Source organism: Variovorax brevis (genome assembly GCF_030317105.1).
GTDB lineage: Bacteria > Pseudomonadota > Gammaproteobacteria > Burkholderiales > Burkholderiaceae_C > Variovorax > Variovorax brevis.
The window spans coordinates 247,578-270,598 of record NZ_JASZYG010000004.1; the positions used below are offsets into that span (position 1 = coordinate 247,578).

22 protein-coding genes are annotated in these 23,021 nt (G+C 64.1%); 2 read left to right on the top strand and 20 right to left on the bottom strand.

Going from position 1 to position 23,021, the window contains the following annotated elements; genetic code table 11:
- The first annotated feature begins 1 nt into the window (after position 1).
- Entirely contained in the window at positions 2 to 1,093 is a 1,092-nt protein-coding gene (locus QTI66_RS13980; RefSeq protein WP_444814999.1) for a lipocalin-like domain-containing protein, read from the top strand.
- Positions 1,094 to 1,847: 754 nt separating this feature from the next.
- On the opposite strand, the gene QTI66_RS13985 is transcribed toward QTI66_RS13980, so the two are convergent.
- From QTI66_RS13985 to QTI66_RS14030, 10 genes are all read right to left on the bottom strand, one after another.
- Entirely contained in the window at positions 1,848 to 2,834 is a 987-nt protein-coding gene (locus tag QTI66_RS13985; protein WP_286560349.1) for a branched-chain amino acid ABC transporter permease, read from the bottom strand.
- 8 nt (positions 2,835 to 2,842) lie between these two features.
- A complete protein-coding gene (locus QTI66_RS13990) occupies positions 2,843 to 3,718 on the bottom strand; it encodes a branched-chain amino acid ABC transporter permease (RefSeq protein WP_286560351.1) in 876 nt (291 codons plus the stop codon).
- A gap of 66 nt (positions 3,719 to 3,784) precedes the next feature.
- The gene (locus QTI66_RS13995) at positions 3,785 to 4,978 is read right to left on the bottom strand and encodes an ABC transporter substrate-binding protein (protein WP_286560352.1); all 1,194 of its coding nucleotides are present in this window, start codon (positions 4,976 to 4,978) and stop codon (positions 3,785 to 3,787) included.
- Between the two features lie 47 nt (positions 4,979 to 5,025).
- Positions 5,026 to 6,219: an ABC transporter substrate-binding protein gene (locus QTI66_RS14000; RefSeq protein WP_286560354.1), complete on the bottom strand. Its 1,194-nt coding sequence runs from the start codon at positions 6,217 to 6,219 to the stop codon at positions 5,026 to 5,028.
- 30 nt (positions 6,220 to 6,249) lie between these two features.
- Positions 6,250 to 6,960 carry an ABC transporter ATP-binding protein gene (locus tag QTI66_RS14005; RefSeq protein WP_286560355.1) on the bottom strand — a complete coding sequence of 237 codons (711 nt, stop codon included), beginning with the start codon at positions 6,958 to 6,960 and terminating at the stop codon, positions 6,250 to 6,252.
- A complete protein-coding gene (locus tag QTI66_RS14010; RefSeq protein WP_286560356.1) occupies positions 6,960 to 7,730 on the bottom strand; it encodes an ABC transporter ATP-binding protein in 771 nt (256 codons plus the stop codon). Before QTI66_RS14010 ends, QTI66_RS14005 begins: the two co-directional genes overlap by 1 nt.
- A gap of 220 nt (positions 7,731 to 7,950) precedes the next feature.
- Entirely contained in the window at positions 7,951 to 9,510 is a 1,560-nt protein-coding gene (locus tag QTI66_RS14015; protein ID WP_286560357.1) for a DHA2 family efflux MFS transporter permease subunit, read from the bottom strand.
- Between the two features lie 15 nt (positions 9,511 to 9,525).
- A complete protein-coding gene (locus QTI66_RS14020; protein WP_286560359.1) occupies positions 9,526 to 10,845 on the bottom strand; it encodes an HlyD family secretion protein in 1,320 nt (439 codons plus the stop codon).
- Between the two features lie 22 nt (positions 10,846 to 10,867).
- Positions 10,868 to 12,346 carry an efflux transporter outer membrane subunit gene (locus tag QTI66_RS14025; RefSeq protein ID WP_286560874.1) on the bottom strand — a complete coding sequence of 493 codons (1,479 nt, stop codon included), beginning with the start codon at positions 12,344 to 12,346 and terminating at the stop codon, positions 10,868 to 10,870.
- The gene (locus QTI66_RS14030) at positions 12,324 to 12,887 is read right to left on the bottom strand and encodes a MarR family winged helix-turn-helix transcriptional regulator (RefSeq protein WP_286560875.1); all 564 of its coding nucleotides are present in this window, start codon (positions 12,885 to 12,887) and stop codon (positions 12,324 to 12,326) included. Before QTI66_RS14030 ends, QTI66_RS14025 begins: the two co-directional genes overlap by 23 nt.
- A 77-nt stretch (positions 12,888 to 12,964) precedes the next feature.
- Here QTI66_RS14030 and QTI66_RS14035 point away from each other — a divergent pair, with 77 nt between their 5' ends.
- Complete coding sequence (locus QTI66_RS14035; protein WP_286560361.1) at positions 12,965 to 14,752, top strand: ABC transporter transmembrane domain-containing protein; 1,788 nt, start codon at positions 12,965 to 12,967, stop codon at positions 14,750 to 14,752.
- A 6-nt stretch (positions 14,753 to 14,758) separates the two neighbouring features.
- Here QTI66_RS14035 and QTI66_RS14040 read toward each other — a convergent pair whose 3' ends face one another.
- The 10 genes from QTI66_RS14040 to nuoI form a co-directional block, all read right to left on the bottom strand.
- Positions 14,759 to 14,986 carry a DUF2145 domain-containing protein gene (locus QTI66_RS14040; protein WP_353506194.1) on the bottom strand — a complete coding sequence of 76 codons (228 nt, stop codon included), beginning with the start codon at positions 14,984 to 14,986 and terminating at the stop codon, positions 14,759 to 14,761.
- Positions 14,987 to 15,087: 101 nt separating this feature from the next.
- Positions 15,088 to 15,525: a DUF1178 family protein gene (locus tag QTI66_RS14045; protein WP_286560363.1), complete on the bottom strand. Its 438-nt coding sequence runs from the start codon at positions 15,523 to 15,525 to the stop codon at positions 15,088 to 15,090.
- 28 nt (positions 15,526 to 15,553) lie between these two features.
- A complete protein-coding gene (locus tag QTI66_RS14050) occupies positions 15,554 to 16,126 on the bottom strand; it encodes an NUDIX domain-containing protein (protein WP_286560365.1) in 573 nt (190 codons plus the stop codon).
- Positions 16,119 to 16,433: a DUF2818 family protein gene (locus QTI66_RS14055; protein ID WP_286560367.1), complete on the bottom strand. Its 315-nt coding sequence runs from the start codon at positions 16,431 to 16,433 to the stop codon at positions 16,119 to 16,121. The genes QTI66_RS14050 and QTI66_RS14055 overlap by 8 nt, the downstream gene beginning before the upstream one ends.
- A gap of 12 nt (positions 16,434 to 16,445) precedes the next feature.
- Positions 16,446 to 17,933, bottom strand: a complete 1,488-nt coding sequence (nuoN, locus tag QTI66_RS14060; RefSeq protein ID WP_286560369.1) for an NADH-quinone oxidoreductase subunit NuoN — start codon at positions 17,931 to 17,933, stop codon at positions 16,446 to 16,448.
- A 22-nt stretch (positions 17,934 to 17,955) separates the two neighbouring features.
- Positions 17,956 to 19,431 (bottom strand): NADH-quinone oxidoreductase subunit M, encoded by a 1,476-nt coding sequence (locus QTI66_RS14065; RefSeq protein WP_286560371.1) that lies wholly within the window; start codon positions 19,429 to 19,431, stop codon positions 17,956 to 17,958.
- 25 nt (positions 19,432 to 19,456) lie between these two features.
- Entirely contained in the window at positions 19,457 to 21,490 is a 2,034-nt protein-coding gene (nuoL, locus tag QTI66_RS14070; protein ID WP_286560372.1) for an NADH-quinone oxidoreductase subunit L, read from the bottom strand.
- Positions 21,491 to 21,503: 13 nt separating this feature from the next.
- Complete coding sequence (gene nuoK / locus QTI66_RS14075; protein ID WP_286560373.1) at positions 21,504 to 21,812, bottom strand: NADH-quinone oxidoreductase subunit NuoK; 309 nt, start codon at positions 21,810 to 21,812, stop codon at positions 21,504 to 21,506.
- Positions 21,809 to 22,462 (bottom strand): NADH-quinone oxidoreductase subunit J, encoded by a 654-nt coding sequence (locus QTI66_RS14080; protein ID WP_286560375.1) that lies wholly within the window; start codon positions 22,460 to 22,462, stop codon positions 21,809 to 21,811. The genes nuoK and QTI66_RS14080 overlap by 4 nt, the downstream gene beginning before the upstream one ends.
- Before the next feature lie 37 nt (positions 22,463 to 22,499).
- Positions 22,500 to 23,018: an NADH-quinone oxidoreductase subunit NuoI gene (gene nuoI, locus QTI66_RS14085; protein WP_286560376.1), complete on the bottom strand. Its 519-nt coding sequence runs from the start codon at positions 23,016 to 23,018 to the stop codon at positions 22,500 to 22,502.
- Positions 23,019 to 23,021: the final 3 nt, after the last annotated feature.

A 23,021-nucleotide genomic window follows, 5' to 3' on the forward strand; every position in this document is an offset into this window, starting at 1 on the left:
CATGTCCATGCGGCGCCGCACGGCCCTGCTCGCTTCCCTGCCGCTGGCCGGCATGTGGATGGCGCCTGCCAGCGTGTTCGGCGCGTCCGCGCCTGTGTATCGGCCTTTGCAGTTTCCGCGCGACTACGGCAGCCACCCCGACTGGCGCACCGAGTGGTGGTACATCACGGGCCACGCCTCGGCGGGCACGGGCGATGCGGCGCGCGAGTTCGGTTTCCAGATCACCTTTTTCCGCTCACGCATCGATGCGACGCAGTCGATGAAATCGGCCTTTGCGGCGCGGCAACTCATCTTTGCCCACGCGGCCATCACCGACCTGAAGGGCGGCAAGTTGCACCACGACCAGCGCATCGCACGCGCGGGGATGAACGTGGCCAGCGCCAGCGAACAGGACACGGACGTGCGCATTCGCGACTGGTCCCTGTTGCGCGACAAGAGCGGCGTGTACGTTGCGCACATCGAAGCGGGCGAGTTTGCGCTGGACCTTCGCTTTGCGCCCACGCAGGCGGTGCTGTTGCAAGGCGATGCAGGCCTGTCGCGCAAGGGCCCGGCGGCCGACGAGCTGAGCAACTACTACAGCGAGCCGCAACTGAAGACCACCGGACAGCTGCGCCTGCAATCCCGCGCTTTCGAGGCGCAGGGCACCGCGTGGCTGGACCACGAGTGGAGCGAAACCTACATGGCGCCCAACGCCGTCGGCTGGGACTGGATCGGCATGAACCTGTCCGACGGCAGCGCGCTGACGGCCTTCCGGCTGCGCGACCGGGAAGGCGGCGCGGTGTGGGCGGGTGGATCGTTTCGCTCGGCGCAGGGACAGTTGCGCGTGTTCGGGCATGACGAGGTGGTGTTCGAGGCGGGGCGCGTGTGGAAGAGCCCCGCCACACAGGCGCGCTACCCGGTCGAATGGCGCATCCGCACGCCCTCGGGGCGCTTCGCCGTGAAGGCGCTGCTGGACGATCAGGAACTGGACAGCCGGGGCTCGACGGGCGCGGTCTACTGGGAAGGGCTGAGCGACCTGCTGGACGATCGTGGGGTGCGTGTGGGGCGCGGTTATCTTGAGCTTGTGGGGTATATGGGCGCGCTGCGGATGTAGTGGGTAGGTCGGGGGGCGCCGCGGCAGGTGGTCTGCGGCACGGGCTCATCCGGGGCGGTCGATGCTGCGCATCGACTGCACTGCGGTGCTCGGGCCCGGGGCGCGGTGCAGAACTCGCTCCGCGCTCCTTCGGCGCGCTACGCTCAAACAGCTGCACCGAGTCAGTTGACGAAGCGCGTGTCCTTCGGCACGCGCCGCCCCGCGCCCTGCGCTCCTCGCCGCCCCGGAAATCGCCCGCGCCGCAGACCACCTGCCGCGGCGAGATACGTCGTGCTGTTCAGAGAGGGGAGCGGAACGCTGTGCCGCCATGGCCGTTGCGGCGCACGGTGCCGGCGTTGGTACCCCCACACTGTTTCCAGAGCAAAGGCACCTGCGGGCCCGGCGTGACGCGCCTCTGCGGCGCCGAGAAGCGGAGCGCGACCGGCCTGCACGCGTGCCGAAGGACACGCGTGCTTCGTCATCTGATTTGCCGCGGCTGTTTGAGCAGAGTGAACGAAGTGAACGTCGCGAGTTCCGCGGCAGGCCGGTCGCGTGAGCATCGCAGGGAAGTCGGTGCGCAGCGCCGACCGCTGCAGTGGCGCGTCACGCCGGGCCCGCAGGTGCCTTTGCGTCGCGCGCAAACGTAGCAATCAACGGACCCTCAGTTGCCTTTGCGCCGCGCACGACCTCAGCCAATCAACGACACCGGTGCCTTTGCATCGGGCGCGCACGTCGCAAAGCAACGCGCCGCGCAAGCAATCCAGAACACCAAGCCCTAGGCGCCGTTGTGCCGCCGCCGCGTGACGAGAGCAATGATCTCGCCCATCACACCTCGCCGGAACGCGAGCACGCAGATCACGAAGATCAACCCCGTCACCATCGTGACCGACTCGCCGAGCGTGTTGAACCAGTCGATGGTCGTGATGCGCGCCAGGAAGTTGCCGAGTTCGCCGATCTTGTTTTCGAGCAACACCACGACCGCCGAACCTACCAATGGACCCGAAAGCGTGCCAAGCCCGCCGACCAGTGTCATCAGGATGACCTGGCCGGATGCCGTCCAGTGCACGTCGCTGAGCGTCGCAAATCCCAGCACCAGCGTCTTGAGCGAACCGGCCAGCCCCGAGAGCGCCGCGGAAATCACGAAGGCGAGCAGCTTGAAGCGGCTCACGTCATAGCCGAGCGAGAGCGCGCGCGGCTCGTTTTCCTTGATGCCCTTGAGCACCTGTCCAAAGGGCGAATGGATGGTCCGCACGATCAGGAGGAAGGCCGCCACCACGATGACCAGCGCCACGTAGTACATCGTGAGGTCGTTCGACAGGTCGATGACGCCGAACAACTTGCCGCGCGGCACGGCCTGCAGGCCGTCTTCGCCGCCGGTGAACTTGGCCTGCAGCGCAACGAAGAACATCATCTGCGCCAACGCCAGCGTGATCATCGAGAAATAGATGCCCTGGCGGCGGATCGCCAGCACGCCGAAGAGCCAGCCCAGCGCTGCGCCAACCAGCGTGCCGGCAATGAGCCCGACCTCGGGCGTCAGCCCCCACACCTTGATGACGTGTCCGGCCACATAGGCTGAGCCGCCCAGGAAGGCCGCGTGCCCGAAGGACAGCAACCCGGTAAAGCCCAGCAGCAGGTTGAAAGCCGAGGCGAACAGCGCGAAGCACATGAGCTTCATCACGAACACCGGATAGGCGCCCGCGAACGGCGCCACGATGAGCGCCAGCAACAACAGCGCGTAGACGACGGTGGAGATTTTCTTCATGCCGCGCCTTATTTTTCTTTGCCGAACAGGCCGGCCGGGCGGGTGAGCAGCACGATGACCATGATCACGAACACGACGGTGGATGAGGCTTCCGGATAGAAGACCTTGGTGAAGCCTTCGATCACCCCGAGCCCGAGCCCGGTAAGGATCGCGCCCATGATCGAGCCCATGCCGCCGATGACGACCACCGCGAACACCACGATGATGAGGTTCTGCCCCATCAGCGGCGAAACCTGGATGACCGGCGCGGCCAGCACGCCCGCAAAGGCGGCCAGTGCACAGCCGAAAGCGTAGGTCAGCGTGATCATCAGCGGCACGTTGACGCCGAAGGCCTCGACCAGGCGCGGGTTTTCAGTGCCTGCGCGCAGGTAGGCGCCCAGCCGCGTCTTCTCGATCACGAACCAGGTGGCAAAGCAGATCACCAGCGAGGCCAGCACCACCCACGCGCGGTAGTTGGGCAGCACCATGAAGCCGAGGTCGGTGGCGCTGGACAGCGCTTCGGGCGCGTCATAGGCCAGGCCCGACACACCGTAGATCGAACGGAACACGCCCTCGATCAACAAGGTGAGCCCGAGGGTGAGCAGCAGGCCGTAAAGGTGGTCGAGCTTGTAGATCCAGCGCAGCAGCAAGCGCTCGATCAGCACGCCGAACGCGCCGACGATGAGCGGTGCTCCCAGCAGCATCACCCAATAGTTGACGCCGAAATACTCCATCGCCATCCACGTGAGGATGGCGCCCAGCATGAACAGCGCGCCGTGCGCAAAGTTGATGACGTTGAGCAGCCCGAAGATCACCGCCAGCCCGAGGCTCAGGATCGCGTAGAACGAGCCGTTGACCAGCCCCAGGAGGAGCTGGCTCAACAGGGCCGGCATCGAAATGTTCATGTGAGAGGGATCAGTTCCAGGAGAGCGCCACGCACGGCCGCGCGAAGCGGCCGCGCAGCAAGGTCGTTACTTCCAGAGAGCGCACTTGCTCTCGGCCTTGGTCGTGAAGACGTCTTCACCCTTGAGCTTCTGCACCACCTTGTAGTAGTCCCAGGGCTGCGTCGACTCGGCCGGCGACTTGACCTGCATCAGGTACATGTCGTGGATCATGCGGCCGTCGGCGCGGATCGTGCCCTTGGCGTAGAAGTCGTCGATTGGCGTCTTCTTGAGCTGATCCATCACCTTGTCGGCGTCGGTCGTCTTGGCAGCCTGCAGCGCCTTCAGGTAGGTCATGGTGGCGGAATAGTCGGCCGCCTGGATGTCGGTGGGCATGCGCTTGGTCTTGTCGAAGAACTTCTTGCCGAAGGCGCGCGTCTTGTCGTCCAGGTTCCAGTCCCAGCTGGTGGTGAGCAGCAGGCCTTCGGTGTTCTTCAGGCCCAGGCTGTGCACGTCGGTCACGAAGACCAGCAGGCCGACCATCTTCATCGTCTTGGTGATGCCGAATTCCTTGGCCGCCTTGATCGAGTTGATGGTGTCGCCACCTGCGTTGGCCATCGCCAGCACCTGGGCCTTGGACTGCTGCGCCTGCAGCAGGTAGGACGAGAAGTCGGAGGTGTTGAGCGGGTGCTTGACCGAGCCCACCACGGTGCCGCCCTTTTCCTTCACCACCTTGGTGGCGTCCGCTTCGAGCGCCTGGCCGAAGGCATAGTCGGCCGTCAGGAAATACCAGCTCTTGTCGCCACGTGCGATGACGGCGCTGCCCGTGCCTTTGGCCAGCGCCACGGTGTCGTAGGCGTAGTGCACGGTGTAGGGGCTGCATTGCTCGTTGGTGAGCGCCGAGCTGCCCGCGCCGTTCACGACGAACACGCGCTTCTTCTCCTGCGCGACCTTGGCCATCGCCAGGGCGGTGCCGGAGCTGGTGCCGCCGAACAGCATCGTCAGGCCTTGCGTGTCGATCCACTCGCGGGCCTTGGAGGCGGCGATGTCGGCCTTGTTCTGGTGGTCGGCCGTGAGCAACTCGATCGGCATGCCGTTGACCTTGCCGCCGAAGTCGTCGATGGCCATCTGGATGGCCAGCGCACCGTTCTTGCCTTCGACGTCGGCATAGAGGCTCGACATGTCGGTGATGAAGCCGATCTTGACCTTTTCCTGCGCCTGCGCAGCGCCTGCTGCGAGCGCGATGGCGACGGAAACCGCGGAGAGTGCGAGAGCCTTTTTCATGGTCGATGCCTGTTCAAAGTTTGACTGACGGAAAACGAATCAATGGATCAATGCCAGAGCGCGCATTTGGATTCGGCCTTCGTCGTGAAGACCTGTTCACCCGGCAACTGCTTGATCACCTTGAGGTAGTCCCAAGGCTTCTTCGAGTCGGCCGGCGACTTGACCTCGACGAGGTACATGTCATGCACATAGCGTCCATCGGCGCGGATCTGGCCCTTGCCGAAGAAATCGTCGAGCTTCATGCTCTTGAGTTGCGCCATCACCTTGTCGCTGTCGGTCGTCTTGGCAGCGGCCACGGCCTTCAGGTAGGTCATGGTGGCGGAGTAGTCGGCGGCCTGCACGTCCGTGGGCATGCGCTTGGTCTTGTCGAAGAAGCGCGCGGCGAACTTGCGGGTGTCGTCGTTCAGGTCCCAATACCAGCTCGTGGTGTGCACCAGGCCTTCAGTGTTCTTCAGGCCCAGGCTGTGGATGTCGCTCAGGAAGATCAGCAGGCCGGCCAGCTGCATCGACTTGCCGATGCCGAACTCCCTGGCCGCCTTGATGGAATTGATGGTGTCGCCGCCCGCGTTGGCCAGCCCCAGGATCTGCGCCTTCGAGTTCTGAGCCTGCAGCAGGAAGGACGAGAAGTCCGAGGCGTTGAGCGGATGGCGCACCGAACCCACCACCGTGCCACCCTTGGCCTTGATCACCGCGCTGGTGTCGGCTTCGAGGGCATGGCCGAAGGCATAGTCGGCGGTCAGGAAGAACCAGCTCTTGCCGCCGCGGTCCACCACCGTGGCACCCGTGCCCTTGGCCAGCGCCACCGTGTCATACGCGTAGTGCACCGTGTACGGGCTGCACTGCTCGTTGGTGAGCGCGGAGGTGGCGGCGCCGTTGTTGAAGTAGACGCGCTTCTTTTCCTGCGCGACCTTGGCGGTTGCGAGTGCGGTGCCCGAACTGGTGCCGCCGAAGATCATCGTCACGCCGGCCGTGTCGATCCACTCGCGCGCCTTCGACGCGGCCACGTCGGCCTTGTTCTGGTGGTCGGCGGTGAGCAGCTCGATGGGTTGGCCCAGCGCCTTGCCGCCGAAGTCGTCGATCGCCATCTGGATGGCCATCGCGCCGTTCTTGCCTTCCAGGTCGGCATAGAGGCTGGACATGTCGGTCACGAAGCCGATCTTGACCTTCTCCTGCGCCTGCGCGGCGACGGATGCCAGGGCCAGGGCGCCGATGGCCAGGGTGATGAGGTTGCGCTTGTTCATTCCGGATATCTCCCGATCAAATCAAATCCATCAAACACCAAGCAGCTCGGTGAGCACCGGCATCTTGGCTTCCAGTTCCTTCGCGCTGAAGGCCTCGACCATGCGACCATGCTCCATCACGTAGAAGCGGTCGGCCAGCGGTGCGGCAAAGCGGAAGTTCTGCTCCACCATCACGATGGTGTAACCCTTTGACCGCAGCGTGACGATCATGCGGGCCAGCGCCTGCACGATCACCGGCGCCAGGCCTTCGGAGATCTCGTCGAGCAGCAGCAGCTTGGCACCGGTGCGCAGGATGCGTGCGACAGCGAGCATTTGTTGCTCGCCACCCGACAGGCGCGTGCCCTGGCTGTTGCGGCGTTCGGCCAGGTTGGGGAACATGGCGTAGATCTCGTCGACCGACATGCCCTTGTCGCTGCCTTTCAGGGCCGGCGGCAACAGCAGGTTTTCCTCGGCCGACAGGCTCGCAAAAATGCCGCGCTCTTCGGGGCAATAGCCGATGCCCAGGTGCGCGACCTTGTGCGTCGGCATGCCGATGGTTTCCGTGCCATGCACCTTGATGCTGCCCTTGCGGCTGCCCGTGAGGCCGAGCACCGCACGCATCGTGGTCGTGCGCCCTGCCCCATTGCGGCCCAGCAGCGTGACGACTTCACCGGGCTGCACGACCATGTCCACGCCATGCAGCACGTGCGACTCGCCGTACCAGGCGTGGAGGTCCTTGATCTCGAGTGCAGGTACAGCCATCAATGTGCTCCCTGCAACTGGCCGTCGGTGGTGCCCATGTAGGCTTCCATGACTTGCGGGTTCCTTGACACCTCGGCATACGGGCCTTCGGCCAGCACGGCCCCACGTTGCAGAACGGTGATGGTGTCGGCAATGGTGGAGACCACACTCATGTTGTGCTCGACCATCAGGATGGTGCGCCCCGCCGATACGCGCTTGATGAGTTCAGCAACGCGATGCACGTCTTCATGGCCCATGCCCTGCGTGGGTTCGTCGAGCAGCATCAGTTCGGGTTCCATGGCCAGCGTGGTCGCGATTTCGAGCGCGCGCTTGCGACCATAGGGGAGGTTCACGGTCAGTTCGTCGGCCAGGTCCTCGAGTCCGACCTGCGCCAGCAGTTCACGGGCGCGGCCCTCGAGCGGCTTGAGCGACTTCTCGCTCTTCCAGAAGTAGTACGAGGTACCCAGCGAACGCTGCAGCCCCAGGCGCACGTTTTCCAGCAAGGTGAGATGCGGGAAGACAGCCGATATCTGGAACGAACGGATGATGCCGCGCCGCGCGATCTGCGCAGGCCGCTCGCCGGTGATGTCCTGCCCGTTGAACAGGATGGTGCCGGAGGTCGGCTCCAGGAATTTCGTGAGCAGGTTGAAGCAGGTCGTCTTGCCTGCGCCGTTGGGGCCGATCAATGCGTGAATCGAGCCGCGCACCACCGACAGATCAACCTTGCTGACTGCGGTAAAGCCCTTGAATTCCTTGGTGAGCTGGCGTGTTTCGAGAATGATGTCGCTCATCTCGCGCGGTCACCCGGGGTCTGGCAGTAGAGGTCGTTCATGCGGTTCGTGTGCACGCGCCATCATGAGCGCGGACCGCATTGTTTGCAGGGCCTGTTACCTTTGCCTACTGGGGCAAATGCCTATGCTGCAGCGCAACTTCGAACGTTGATCGCAGACCACATCATGCGGGCGGCGCACCGAAGTGGCGCGCCCGCGTAAGGCCCCTGTAAGCCCTGCTTCAGTGCGCGCCGGCAGCCGCGTCCGAAGCGCCTTGTCCGCGCGATGGTTTGGCAAGCCAGACCAGCGGAATCAGGAACAGGAACAGCACGGCCGACGCATAGAAAATGTCGGACGTCGCCAGCATGAAAGCCTGCTGGTCGACGATGCGGTTGAGCTGCCCCAACACCTGCTCGACGCCAAAGCCATTGGCCCCCAGACCAGTGATCGCGCTGGCCGCCGCCGAGTTTCCGCTGTTCACCGATTCGACCAGTTGCGCATGGTGAAGCGTGGCGCGGTTGTCCCACACGGTCGTCGTGACCGAGGTGCCGATGGCGCCCGCCGTGATCCGCAGGAAGTTCGACAAGCCCGACGCCGCCGGAATGCGATCCGGTGCCAGGCCCGACAGCGTGATCGTCACCAGCGGAATGAAGAAGAACGCCATTGCGATGCCCTGCACCACCGTCGGGATCATGATCGTCATGAAGTCGGCGTTGGTGTTGAAGTTCGAACGCATCCACAGCACCAGCGCAAACACCAGGAAGGAGAAGGTGGCGTAGCGGCGCGGATCGACCTTGCCCACCGTCAGCCCCACCATCGGCGACAAGACGATGGCCAGCAAGCCGACCGGCGCCATCGCCATGCCCGCCTGCGTGGCCGTGTAGCCCATGTACTGCTGCAACCACAGGGGCAGCAGCACGATGTTGCCGAAGAAGAGGCCGTAAGCCACCGCCAATGCGACCGCACCCGTCCAGAAGTTGCGCCGCTTGAAGAGCGACAGGTCCACCACCGGATGCTTGTCGGTCAACTCCCAGATCAGGAAGAAGGCGAAGCCCACCACGGCAATGACGGCCAGCGCCACGATCTGGCCCGAATGGAACCAGTCGAGTTCCTTGCCCTTGTCGAGCATCAATTGCATGGAGCCGACCCACAGCACGAGCAGCGAGAGGCCGATGACGTCGATGGGCACCGACTTCGTCGGGCTCTCGCGATGACGATAGAGCGCCCATGTGATGGTCGCCGCCAGGATGCCCACCGGGATGTTGATGTAGAAGATCCACGGCCACGAGATGTTGTCGGTGATCCAGCCACCCAGCAGCGGCCCCATGACGGGCGCGACCAGCGTCGTCATCGACCACATCGCCATCGCCAGCCCCGCCATGGCACGCGGGTAGCTCGACAGGAGCAGCGTCTGCGACAACGGGATCATCGGACCGGCAACGAAGCCCTGCAGCGCACGAAAGGCGATGAGCGTCGTCATGTTGGGCGCCAGGCCGCACATCCACGAACTGATGACGAACAGGATGATGCTCGCCATGAACAGGCGCACCTGCCCGAAGCGCTGCGTGAGCCAGCCGGTGAGCGGCACCGCGATGGCGTTGGCCACCGCGAAGCTCGTGATGACCCACGTGCCCTGCGTCGCGCTCACGCCCAGGTCACCGGCGATGGCCGGCAGCGAGACGTTCGCGATCGACGAATCGAGCACGTTCATGAAGGTCGCGGCGGACAAGGCCACCGTGCCCCAGATACGCGCCGGGCCTTCGAGCGGCGGCGGGTTGAAAGGGGGAGCCGACGTCGACATTCGTTGCGCCGTGGATCAGCCGGGATTGGCAGCGTTGGCCGGCGCGTTGCCGTGCGACTTGGTCGCCGGGTGCGGTGCGCCCGACGACACGTCGCTGGCCTTGCCCAGGTTGGCCGCGATGATGCGCTGCACGTCAGCCTCGGCACCCTTGTCCAGTGCGGCATAGACCTGCGTCTGCGACAGCGCTGCGGGGCGCGGCGCATCGGCGAGCGTCTTGCCGCCCTTGTCCGAGACGTCGATTTCCGCGTCCATCGAGAGGCCCACGCGCAGCGGGTTGGCCTTGACCTGTTCCGCGTCCAGCGCGATGCGAACGGGCACACGCTGCACCACCTTGATCCAGTTGCCGGTGGCGTTTTGCGCCGGCAGCAAGGCAAAGGCCGCACCGGTGCCAACGCCCAGGCCCGCGACCTTGCCGGTGTACTCGACCTTGGCGCCATACACGTCGGCGGTGAGCTTGACGGGCTGGCCCAGGCGGATGTTGCGCAACTGCACTTCCTTGAAGTTGGCATCGACCCACACCTGGCCCAGCGGCACGATGGACATCATCGGCGTGCCGGCGGCCACGCGCTGGCCCAGCTGCACCGTGCGCTTGGCGACGTAGCCATCCACCGGCGCCGGCATCTCGACGCGCTGCGTGGCCAGGTAGGCCTCACGCACCTTGGCCGCTGCGGCGAGCACGCTCGGGTGCTTCTCGATGCTGGTGCCGTCAGTGAGCGACTGGTTGCTGGCAAGCTGCTCCTTGGCCGCCGTCACGCCGGCCTGTGCCGCCGCCAGCGCGCTTTTCGCGTTGGACAGCGCGGTCTCGGAGTGGTTGAGTTCTTCCTTCGACACGGCCCCGTTGCCCGACAGCGCCTTGCGCCGTTGCAGGTCGTCCTGCGCACGTGCGATGTCGCTTTGCGCCTTGACGATGTCCGATTGGCGCAGCGTCACTTGGGCCGCGAGCGAACCGTTGTTGAGATAGAGCGTGCGCACCTGGCGCACGGTTTGCGCCAACGCCGCCTCGGCCTGCTCCAGCGCAACCTTTGCGTCGGCCGGATCGAGCTTCACCAGCGGCTGGCCGGCCTTCACGAAGTCGGTGTCGTCGGCCATGATGCTCATGACCGTGCCCGCGATCTGCGGCGTGATCTGGATCACGTTGCCTTGCACGTAGGCGTTGTCGGTCGACTCATAGTGGCTGGCGACCAGCCATTCGTAGGCGCCCCATCCGGCACCCGCCACGACCACGATGGCCGCCAGGGCGCTGAGGGCCTTGCGGCGCTTGCCGTTTCCGTTGCCCGGCGCTTCGACCGGCGCAGCGCTGTCGGCTGCGGGGGCTGGGGTGTTGCTGTCGTTCATGGTGATGTGTCTTTCAGGAGATTCAACGAAGCGCGGCCGTGGTTTCCGGCGCCTGGTAGCCGCCGCCCAGCGCGTGGGCGAGGCCGACTTGTGTATCGAGTGCGCGTGCCGCCAGGTCGACGGCGTCGCGGCGTTGGACGAGCACGTTGTTTTCCGACGTGAGCACGTCCAGGAAGGTGCCCAGCCCGGCGCTATAGCGTTGCACCGCGATTTGGTAGGCGCCTTCAGCCGCCTTCTGGCCTTCGCGCTGCTGCACCTGCTGGCGCGCGACGGACTTCACCGACGCGACCTGGTCGGACACATCGCGGATCGCGTCGAACACGGTCGCGTTGTAGCTTTCGATGGCCGCATCGAGATCCGCGTTCTTGCCGCGGAGGTTGGCGCGCAGTTTGCCGCCTTCGAAGATGGGCAGGCGAATGGCGGGGCCGAAGCTCCACATCAGGCTGCCGGGCTTGAGCAACTGGTCGAAGCCGATGCTCTGGTAGCCGGCCGAGGCGACGAGATCGATGTTGGGATAGAACAGCGTCTTGGCGTTCGCGACGTCTTGCGTGGCGGCTTCGACGCGCCAGCGGGCGGCCGCCACGTCGGCGCGGCGGCCGAGCAGGTCGGCAGGAATGCTCGCCTGCAGCGCGATCGACTGGATGCCCTCGAGGCTGGGCGGCTGCAGCTTTACGGTGGCGCCGGGTTGGGCCACCAGCGCGTCGAGCGCGTGCTTCGTGAGGTCGATCTGCTCGGTCAGCAATTCCATGCGCTGGCGTGCCTCGGGGATGCCGGCTTCGCTTTGGCGCAATTCAAGGCGCGTGTCCAGGCCGGCGCTGACGCGGTCCTGAACGAGCTTGAGCGTTTCCTCGCGCTGCGCCAACGTGCGCTTTGCAACGACCTGCAGCGCCTCGAGCCGTGCCCACTGGATGTAGGTGCTGGCAACGCGGGTGGTCAGCAGGATGCGTGCGCCCTGCTCGTCGGCAATGGCCGCGTTGGCGCTGCCGATGGCGGCGTCGAGCGCCGAGCGGTTCTTGCCGAAGAAGTCGAGCTCCCAGCTGCCGCTCAGTTGCAGCGTGCCGGAGTTCATGACGGAGCCACCCAGCGGCGGCGGATAGATGAAGTTCTCGCTGAACAGCTGGCGGTTCAGGTCCAGCCCAGCGCCCACCTGCGGCAGGTCCGCCGAGCGGGCCACCGAGACCACGGACTGCGCCTTGGCGACGCGAGCGCGCGCCACGCCGAGGTTGGGGTTGCCTTGCAGGGCCTGGTCGATGAGCGCGTTCAGCTGCGCATCGCCAAAGGGCAGCCACCAGTTCGGGGCAACGTCATTCTTCTCGACGTCGCTGATCTTGAAGGTGCTTGCCTTGTCGGCGCTCAGCCCGACGGAAGTCGAGTCGCGCAGGCTGGCGCTCGACTGGATGCCGGTCATGTCCGCGCAGCCAGCCAGCACGAAGACGGCGAGCGACGCCGCAACGGCCATGGAGCGACGGGCGAAGCGCTCAGGAAGAAGTGTTTGAGTCATCATTCTTGTTTTCTCCACGGGCCGCGATGGCCTGTGCGTTGTTCAGGATGCGGCGCAGGAAGCCCTTGAGCTGTTCCCATTCCTCGATCGTGAAGCCGGCCAGATGTTCGTTTTGCACCCGCGCCAGGAGGTGCGGCACCTCTTCTGCGGCGACGCGCCCTTCATCGGTCAATTCGATGTTCACCACGCGGCGGTCGGACACCGAGCGCACGCGGCGCACCAGGTCCTTGGCTTCCAGGCGGTCGAGCAGGCGCGTCATGGCGCCGGTGTCGAGCTGGCACTCGCGCGCCAGTTCGGCGACGGTGGTGGCGTGCCCCATGTGCAGCTTGTGCAGCGGAACCCACTGCGGATAGGTCGGGCTGCCCGGGTCGCAGAGATTGATTTCAACCGATTGGCTGATCGCTGAAAGAATGCGGCGCATCATGTAGCCGACGCTTTCCTCGGTTCGGTAGCTCTCGGGGCGGTAGAAAACCACCGGCTCCTTCGCATCATCGCCGTGCGAATCTTCCGGAGGTAATGCAGGGTTTTTCCCATCAGTCATGACCCGAATATTAGTTGCCGCAACAGTTATTGTCAAGGCTGCCTTTGAGTTGACAAGTGTTCGGTAGAATTGAACGCATGGCTGCCGCTTCCGTCTCCTCGTCCCCTGCCAAGGGCTCGCCCAAATCCCTTTCCGGCTTGGCGCCTTTCCTGCGGCCCTACCGCGTCCAGATCGGGCTCGCAGCGTTGTTTCTGGTGCTGGCGGCGGTCACCACGCTGGCGTTTCCCCTGGCTTTGCGCAGCCTAATCGACGGCGGGCTCGTCAGCGCGGACAAGGGCGAACAGGCCATGGGCCTGCGCAACCATTTCCTCGAACTGTTCGCGGTGGCCGTGGCCTTGGGCCTGTTTTCCGCGGCGCGCTTCTACACGGTGAGCTGGCTCGGCGAACGCGTGACGGCCGACCTGCGCAACGCGGTGTACGCCCACGTGCTGCGCCAGAGTCCCGCGTTCTTCGAAACCACCCAGACCGGCGAAGTCCTCTCCCGGCTCACCGGCGACACGACGCTGGTGCAGACCGTCGTCGGCTCTTCCCTGAGCATGGGCCTGCGCAATGCGGTGATGGGCGCAGGCGCACTGGCGATGCTGGTGTGGACCAATCCCTATGTGATGACGCAGGTTTTCCTCATCCTGGTGCTGATCGTGCTGCCCAGCATGTGGTTCGGGCGCCGCGTGCGCCGGCTGTCGCGCGCCAGCCAGGACCGGGTGGCGGACGCGAGCGCCATCGCCGCGGAGGTGCTCAACGCCATCCCTGTGGTGCAAAGCTACACGGCCGAGGAGCGCGAGGCGACGCGCTTTCACGTCTCGACGGACAACGCCTTCCGCACCGCCGTGCGCCGCACGAAGGCGCGCTCGGTGCTGGTGGCCTTCATCATCATCGCGACCTCGGCTTCGCTGCTTTGGGGCCTGTACGAAGGCACGCAGGCGGTGCTGAATGGCCAGATCAGCGCCGGCCATCTGGGTCAGACCGTCGTCTACGTGATCATCCTGGCCAGCGCCGCCGCCGTGTTGGGCGAGGTCTACGGCGACCTTTTGCGCGCCGCCGGCGCGACGGAGCGCCTGATGGAACTGCTGCACGCCGAGTCGGCAATTGCATCGCCCGGCAAGCCGGTCGAGGTGCCGACGCCTGCCGCCGGCAGCACCATCCGCTTTGACGCGGTGACCTTCAACTACCCTTCCCGGCCCGACACGCCGGCGCTGCGCGAATTCAGCCTGGAGGTGCGTCCGGGCGAAACGGTGGCGCTGGTCGGCTCGAGCGGCGCCGGCAAGAGCACGGTGCTGCAACTGCTGCTGCGCTACTACGACCCGCAAAAGGGCGCCATCCTCATCGACGGCGCGCCGCTGGACAGCCTGGCGCTGGACGACTTGCGAACCCGCATCGGACTGGTGCCGCAGGATGCGGTGATCTTCTCGGCCTCGGCCATGGACAACATCCGCTACGGACGCCCCGGCGCGAGCGACGACGAAGTGCGCGCCGCCGCGCACGCTGCCTTCGCGGACGATTTCCTCAAGGCATTGCCTGAGGGCTACGACACCTTTCTGGGCGAGCGCGGTGTGCGCCTGTCGGGCGGCCAGCGCCAGCGCATCGCGATTGCGCGGGCCATCCTCAAGAACGCACCGCTGTTGCTGCTGGACGAAGCGACCAGCGCGCTGGACGCGCAGAGTGAGCGCATGGTGCAGGCAGCCCTGGAATCGGCCATGGAAAACCGCACGACGCTGGTCATTGCGCACCGGCTTGCCACGGTGCAAAAGGCCGACCGCATCGTGGTGCTGGACCACGGCGGCATCGTGGAACAGGGCACGCACGCCTCGCTCGTGGCGCAGGCGGGTGTCTATGCGCGCCTGGCGGCGCTGCAGTTCACGGCCTGAGCCCCTTTACTGCTTCAGCACCGTGGGTGCGCCGGACATGCCGGTGCGTTGCATCCTGTTGAACACCGAATCGACGGTGATCGTTTCGATGCGGTCCGAGAAGCGCGTTTCGTTCAGTTGAGCGTCGAAGGCCACGTTGGCCGCGCTGATGCGCCCGCCCAACCGGGTGATCGGGCCCAGCCGGATGGTGCTCGGCTCGTTGTCGCCTGCGCAAGCGTCAGTCGACTCCAACAAAGCAAATGGCTCCCACAGGAGCCATTTGTCTTTGAGAAGCCATTCGAGGATGGCGAATATCGCGGCCGGGCGTACACAAGCCACGGACCGATACCCAGCGACTACTGCAACGTTTCCTTCAGCGCAGCCGGCAACGCCAGCTGCATCACCGCGATGCCCTCGTCGGCCAGAGCCGCCGACTCCTCGCGGGTGGCGTGGCCGCGAATGCCCCGCTCCTTGACCTCGCCGTAGTGGATCTTTCGCGCCTCGTCGGCAAAGCGCTCACCCACGTCCTCGGTGCTGGCAATGACTTCCCGAACGGCCCGCATCCACCGGCTGTATTGCTCGGACTCCGACAGCGCTACCGGCGTTTCCGCCGCAGGCTGCTTCGTCGCGCCCAGGTTCAGCCGGGGAGCCGCCAAAAGCTTGGTGATGTCCTTGCCGCCGCACATCGGGCACTCCACGAGGCCGCCCGCCAGCTGCGTCTCGAACGCTTCGTTCGACGCAAACCAGCCTTCGAAGCCATGGCCGTGCGAGCATTGGAGGTTGAGGACCTTCATGGGCGGATTATCCAACTTGCCGCGCAAGTCAGGTCTTTTTCCAGTCCAGAGCCCATGCGCCCGACTGGACGTTCGTCAACCAGAGCATGCAGGTGAGCGACTTGGCGTCCGTCACCGTGCCATCGCGGCACCAGCCAAGCAACTCTTGCGGCGTTGCGGTGAAAACGTCCAGGAATTCCCCGTGGTCCAGCTGGCGCTCGCCCAGCGACAGGCCCCTCGCAAAATACACGTGGATGATCTCGGTCGAATACGCCACCGCCAGGTGCATTGCCCCGGCGTAAGCCCATTCAGCGCCGGTGTAGCCGGTTTCCTCCAGCAACTCGCGCTGGCCGCACAGCAGCGGGTCCTCGCCGGCGTCGAGCTTGCCGGCAGGAAATTCAACCATCACGTGGCCGACGGGATAACGGAACTGCCGCTCCAGAACGACACGACCGTCGTCCAGCATCGGAATCACCACCACCGCGCCGGGGTGCACCACGTATTCGCGCGTGGTGTGGTGGCCGTCCGGCATGCGCACCGTGTCCCGGCGCGCCTCCAGGAAATTGCCCTTCAGCAGCACTTCACTGCTGACGAGTTCTTCCTTCAGATGACCGTCATCCATGTGAGCTCCGGTGTTTCAGCAGATAGCGCCAGGTAAAGCCGGGAAAGGCCAGCACCACGAACAGCGCCGCCGTGATCGCGTAGAACTCCCAGCCCTGCGGGGCGATCTGCCCCACGCGGCTTTCGAACAGCAGTCCGACGCCGCCCGCCAGGAAATAGAAGATCACGAGTTCGCCCAGGCGCGCGGCCAGCGACTTGCGCCCGGTGCGCAGCGGAACCAGCGCAAAAAGCCGCTCGTTCACAAACGGCAGGCTGGCCCCGACGAACGCGACCAGCAACACCACCCAGACAGACGCGTTCAGCGACACCCGAAAACCAGCTCAGGTCGCCAGCGTCGCGACGATGGCCTTCGCGCACAGCGTCATGAGGCCGCCGGGAACGATGCCCAGAATCAGGATCAGGGCACCGTTGATGGTGAGCACCGTGCGCACGTCACGCGGGGCGGACACCGTGGTGGCCGTCACAGGTTCGTCGAAGTACATGACCTTGACGATGCGCAGGTAATAAAACGCGCCGACCAGCGACATCATGACCGCGAACACCGCCAGGCCGATATACAAGGCCTGGCCCGATGCGATCAGCGCCTGCAGCACGGCCAGCTTGGCGTAGAAGCCCACCAGCGGCGGCAAGCCGGCCAGCGAGAACATGGCGATGGCCATGACGCCAGCGTACAGAGGGCTGCGCTGGTTGAGGCCGGCCAGGTCGACGATCTCTTCGCTTTCGAAGCCTTCGCGCGCCAGCAGCAGGATGATGCCGAAGCTCGCCAGAGTCGTCAGCACATAGGTCACGATGTAGAACATCGAGGCGCTGTACGCAAACTGGGCGTTGTAGGTGTTGTCGTTGACCACGCCTGCCACCAGACCCAGCAACATGAAGCCCATCTGCGAAATGGTCGAATAGGCCAGCATGCGCTTGAGGTTGGACTGCGCAATGGCCGCAAGGTTGCCGATGATGAGCGACCCGATTGCCAGCAGCGCGAGCATCTGCTGCCAGTCGATGGCGAGCGGCAACAGCCCCTCCACCAGCAGGCGGATGATGATCGCGAAGGCAGCGAGCTCAGGCGCAGCGCCAATCAGCAGCGTGACCGCCGTCGGTGCGCCTTGGTAGACATCAGGCACCCACATGTGGAAAGGCGCCGCCCCCACCTTGAACGCCAGTCCGGCAACGATGAACACCAGGCCGAACACCAGCACCTGGTGCTTGACCGCACGGCTCGCGATGGCCTTGAAGACTTCGTTGATGTCCAGCGAGCCCGTGGCACCGTAGATCATCGACAAGCCGTACAGCAGGAAACCGCTGGCCAGCGCGCCCAGCACGAAGTACTTCATGGCGGCTTCGCTCGCGACCGCGTTGTCGCGGCGCAGTGCGACCAGCGCATAGCTCGAAAGCGTCAGCAGTTCCAGGCCCAGGTAGATCAGCAGGAAGTTGCTGCCGGAGATCATCACGAACATGCCCAGCAGCGCGAACATGCTCAGCGTGAACAGTTCACCGCCGCGCAGCATGTCGCGATCCGCGGCGTAGGGACGGCCGTAGACCAGCGTCACCATGAGCGCAATGGCGGAGAAGCACTTGAGCCAGTTGCCCATCGGGTCGCTCACCACCATTCCGTTGAAACCGTAGATGGTCTTGCCGGCCGTCGCATTCAGGCCGGTGAGCAGTGCTACAACGGCCAGCGTGGCCAGCGTGAGGATGTAGGTACGGGTGCGGCGCGGATCTTTCGACGACAGGTCGATGAGCGCGATGAAGCAGGCCATCACCAGGAGCACCAGCTCCGGGTAAATCGTGATCCAGCTGAGTTTGTCAATCATCTCGTTCTCTTGTTCAGCTCGGTCAGGGCAACTTTGAAATCGACACGTGGTGCAGCAGGTCCGCCACCGACGCGTTCATCACGTCCGTGATGGGCTTGGGGTCCAGGCCCATCCACAGCACGGCAATGGCCAGCAGCGCCAGCATGAGGAATTCGCGGCCGTTGATGTCCGTGAGTTCCTTGACGTGGTCGTTGCCGGGCTCGCCCAGGTACACGCGCTTGTACATCCACAGCGTGTAGGCGGCACCGAAGACGAGGGCCGTCGCTGCGCCGAAGCCCAGCCAGAAGTTGGCCTTGACCGCGCCCAGGATGACCATCCACTCGCCGACGAAACCAGCCGTCGCGGGAAGGCCGCAATTGGCCATCGCGAACAGCAGCGCAAAGGCCGCGAACTTGGGCATGGTGTTGACCACGCCGCCGTAGTCGGCGATCTCGCGCGAATGCACACGGTCGTACAGCACGCCGATGCAAAGGAACATCGCGCCCGACACGAAGCCGTGGGCGATCATCTGCACGATGCCACCGGCCATGCCGATGTCGTTGAAGATGAAGAAGCCCAGCGTCACGAAGCCCATGTGCGCAACGGACGAATAGGCCACCAGCTTCTTCATGTCCTGCTGCACAAGCGCGACCAGACCCACATAGATCACCGCGATGAGCGACAACGCAATCATGAACCATGCCCATTCGTGCGCCGCGTCAGGCGCAATCGGCATCGAGAAGCGCAGGAAACCGTAGGCGCCCAGCTTCAGCATGATGGCCGCCAGAACGGCGGAACCGCCGGTGGGCGCCTCGACGTGCACGTCCGGCAACCACGTGTGCACCGGCCACATCGGCACCTTCACGGCAAAGGCCGCGAAGAAGGCGAAGAACAGCATGGTCTGCGCGTGGCTGCTGATCTTCATCTGGTGCCAGGTCAGGATGTCGAAGCTGCTGCCCGAGGCGTTGTAGAGGTAGATCAGCGCAACCAGCAGGAGCAGCGAGCCCAGCAAGGTGTACAGGAAGAACTTGAAGGCCGCGTAGATCTTGTTCGGGCCGCCCCAGATGCCGATGATGAGGTACATCGGAATGAGGGTCGCTTCGAAGAAGACGTAGAACAGCACGCCGTCCAGCGCGGCGAACACGCCGATCATGAAGCCCGACAGGATCAGGAACGCGCCCATGTACTGGTTCACGCGCTCGGTGATCACTTCCCACGCCGAGATCACCACGACCACCGTGATGAAGGAGGTCAGCAGCACGAACCACAGCGACAGGCCGTCAAGACCCACGTGATAGTTGACGTTGAAGCGCTGGATCCACGGGGCCTTTTCGACGAACTGCATCGCCGAAGTGCCCAGCTGGAAGCCGGTGTAGAGAGGAATCGTGACCACGAAGCTCACGATGGAGCCAACGAGCGCGAACCAGCGAACCGCTCTCGCGTTCTCGTCACGACCGAAGGCCAGCAGCAAGGCGCCGATAACGATCGGCACCCAGATGGCAAGACTCAGCAAACCCATTTTTGTTTTTCTCCAGCGCCGTTGCTTATCGCTTGAACCATACGAAGTACGACATCAGCACGAAGACACCCAGCAGCATCCCGAAAGCGTAGTGGTAGATGAAGCCCGTCTGCACCCAGCGCACGACGCTCGACACCTTGCCAATCAGCTTCCAGGAACCATTGACGATTGCACCATCGATCAGGCCCTGGTCTCCGCCCTTCCACAGGCCGATGCCGAGGCCTCGCGTGGCGCGGGCGATCACGTTCTCGTTGAACCAGTCCATGTAGTACTTGTTCTCGAGCAGGTTGTAGATCGGACCGAAGGCGCGCTTGATCGCAGCCGGCACGGCCGGGTTGATCAGGTACATGTACCAGGACAGCACCACACCCCCCAGGGCGAGCCAGAACGGCAGCGCGGTCAGGCCGTGAATGGCCATGGCCATCGGGCCGTGGAAGGCTTCTTCGAGTTCCTTCATGGCGTGATGCTTCGTGGCGTCGACCGCGATCGAGTCCTTGAAGAATTCGCCGAAGAGCATCGGATCGATCGTCATGTAGCCGATGACCACCGACGGAATGGCCAGCAGCACCAGCGGCAGCCACACCACCCACGGCGACTCGTGAGGCGACGAATGATTGTCGTGATGGCCGTGGTCGGGTTCGTCGTGTGCGTCGTGATGATGCGCGTCCGGGTTCTGGTCGTAGCGTTCCTTGCCGTGGAAGACGAGGAAATACATGCGGAACGAATAGAAGGCCGTGACGAACACGCCTGCGAGCACCGCGAAATACGCGAAGCCGGCGCCCGCCAGATGGCTTTCCTTGACGGCCTCGATGATGCTGTCCTTGGAATAGAAGCCCGCGAAGAGCGGCGTTCCGATCAGCGCCAGCGAACCCAGCAGCGAGGTGATCCAGGTGATCGGCATGTACTTGCGCACGCCGCCCATCCAGCGGATGTCCTGGTTGTGGTGCATGCCGATAATGACCGAGCCCGCGCCGAGGAACAGCAGCGCCTTGAAGAAGGCGTGCGTCATCAGGTGGAACACCGCGACCGAATAGGCCGAAGCGCCCAGCGCCACCGTCATGTAGCCCAGCTGCGAGAGCGTCGAATAGGCCACCACGCGCTTGATGTCGTTCTGGATGATGCCCAGGAAGCCCATGAACAGGGCCGTGATGGCACCGATCACCAGGACGAAGCTCAGCGCCGTGTCGCTCAGTTCGAACAACGGCGACATGCGCGTCACCATGAAGATGCCGGCCGTCACCATCGTTGCCGCGTGAATCAGCGCGGAAATAGGCGTCGGGCCTTCCATCGAATCGGGCAGCCAGACGTGCAGCGGAAACTGCGCGCTCTTGCCCATCGCGCCGATGAACAGGCAGATGCAGATCACGGTGATCAGCATCCAGTTGGTGCCCGGAAAGGTGATCTGCGCAATCTCGTTGGCCTTGGCGAAGGCTTCGTGGTAGTTCAGCGTGCCCGCATAGGCGGCGATCAGGCCGATGCCCAGGATGAAGCCGAAGTCACCCACGCGGTTGACCAGGAAGGCCTTCAGGTTCGCGAAGATGGCGGTCGGCTTGTTGTACCAGAAGCCGATCAGCAGGTAGGACACGAGGCCCACCGCTTCCCAGCCGAAGAACAGCTGCAGCATGTTGTTGCTCATGACGAGCATCAACATCGAGAAGGTGAACAGCGAGATGTATGCGAAGAAGCGGTTGTAGCCCTCGTCTTCTTCCATGTAGCCGATGGTGTAGATGTGCACCATCAGCGACACGAAGGTCACGACGCACATCATCATGGCGGTGAGGCCGTCGACCAGGAAACCGACTTCCATCTTCAGGCCGCCGACGACCATCCATTCGTAGATGGTGGCCTCGAAGCGCGCGCCGTCGGAAACGACGCTGTTGAGCGTCATCGCCGAAATCACGAAAGCGATGAACACGCCCAGGATGGTGAGCGAATGCGTGACGACGCGGCCAATGTGGTTGCCGCCGAACTTGGTGCCGAACAGGCCGGCAATGACCGACCCGACCAGGGGTGCCAGCGGAACCGCCAGCAGCGTGGATGCAGAAAGTGTGGAGCTCATGTGATTCTTCTTGTTATCCCTTGAGCTCGTTCAGCTCGTCGACGTTGATGTTCGACTTGTTGCGGAACAGGAGAACCAGCAATGCCAGGCCGATCGCCGACTCGGCGGCAGCGACGGTCAGGATGAAGAACACGAAGATCTGTCCGTGCATGTCGCCCAGGTAGTAGGAGAAGGCGACGAAGTTCATGTTCACGGCCAGGAGCATCAGCTCGATGGCCATCAACAGCACGATCAGGTTCTTGCGGTTCAGGAAGATGCCGATCACCGACAGCGCGAACAGCATCGCGCCCAGCGAAAGGTAATGTCCGAGCGTGAGCGTCATGCCTTGGCTCCAGTCTTTTCTTCTTCAGTGGCCGGGGCGACCGGTTCGGCCGCACGCGTCACCGGCATCTGCACGATGCGCACGCGGTCGCGCGCCTTCACACGCACGGCAATCGCCGGATCGATGTGCTTGCTGTCCTTGCGCGCACGCAGCGTGAGTGCGATGGCTGCCACGATGGCGACCAGAAGGATGACTGCGGCAATTTCAAGCGGATACAGGTACTCCGTGTAGAGCATCTTGCCCAACTCGAGCGTGTTGGAGGTGTTGGGCGCGGCCGCTGCGGCATCGCCACGGGGCGCCTCGGGTCGGAAGCCTCCCATCAGCACGCCGATCATTTCAAGCGCGATGACGGCGCCGACGCCACCGGCCAGCGGAAAGTGCTTCCAGAAGCCTTTTCGCAAGCCTTCGATGTCGATGTCCAGCATCATCACGACAAAGAGGAACAGCACCATCACGGCACCGACATAGACGAGCACCAGCGAAATCGCCAGGAACTCGGCGCGCAGCAGCAACCAGATGGCCGAAGCCTGGAAGAACGCCAGCACCAGAAACAACGCCGAATAAACCGGGTTGCGCGCAGTGATGACGCGGAACGCTGAAAACAGCAGCACCGCGGCAAAAAGATAGAACAGACCGGTCTTGACGTCCATGGATCGAGTTCGTTACGGGTTGAGCGCGAAGCACCGCTCAGCGGTACTTGGCATCGGCCGCCTTGTTGGCGGCAATTTCGGTTTCGTAGCGGTCGCCGACGGCGAGCAGCATGTCCTTGGTGAAGTACAGGTCGCCCCGCTTTTCGCCGTGGTATTCGAAGATGTGGGTTTCGACGATGGAGTCGACCGGGCAGCTTTCTTCGCAGAAGCCGCAGAAGATGCACTTCGTCAGGTCGATGTCGTAGCGCGTGGTGCGGCGCGAGCCGTCGTCACGCACGTCGGATTCGATGGTGATGGCGAGCGCCGGGCAAACGGCCTCGCAGAGCTTGCAGGCAATGCAGCGCTCTTCACCGTTTTCGTAGCGGCGCAGCGCGTGCAGGCCACGGAAACGCGGCGACAGCGGCGTCTTTTCTTCGGGGAACTGCACTGTGATCTTGCGGCTGAAGGCGTATTTGCCGGTCACGGCCAGACCCTTGAACAACTCGATCAGCATGAAGCTGGACAAGAAGTCCTTCAGCGAGAACGGTGCCGAAGCTGTTGCGGTTTGCGCAGACATGGC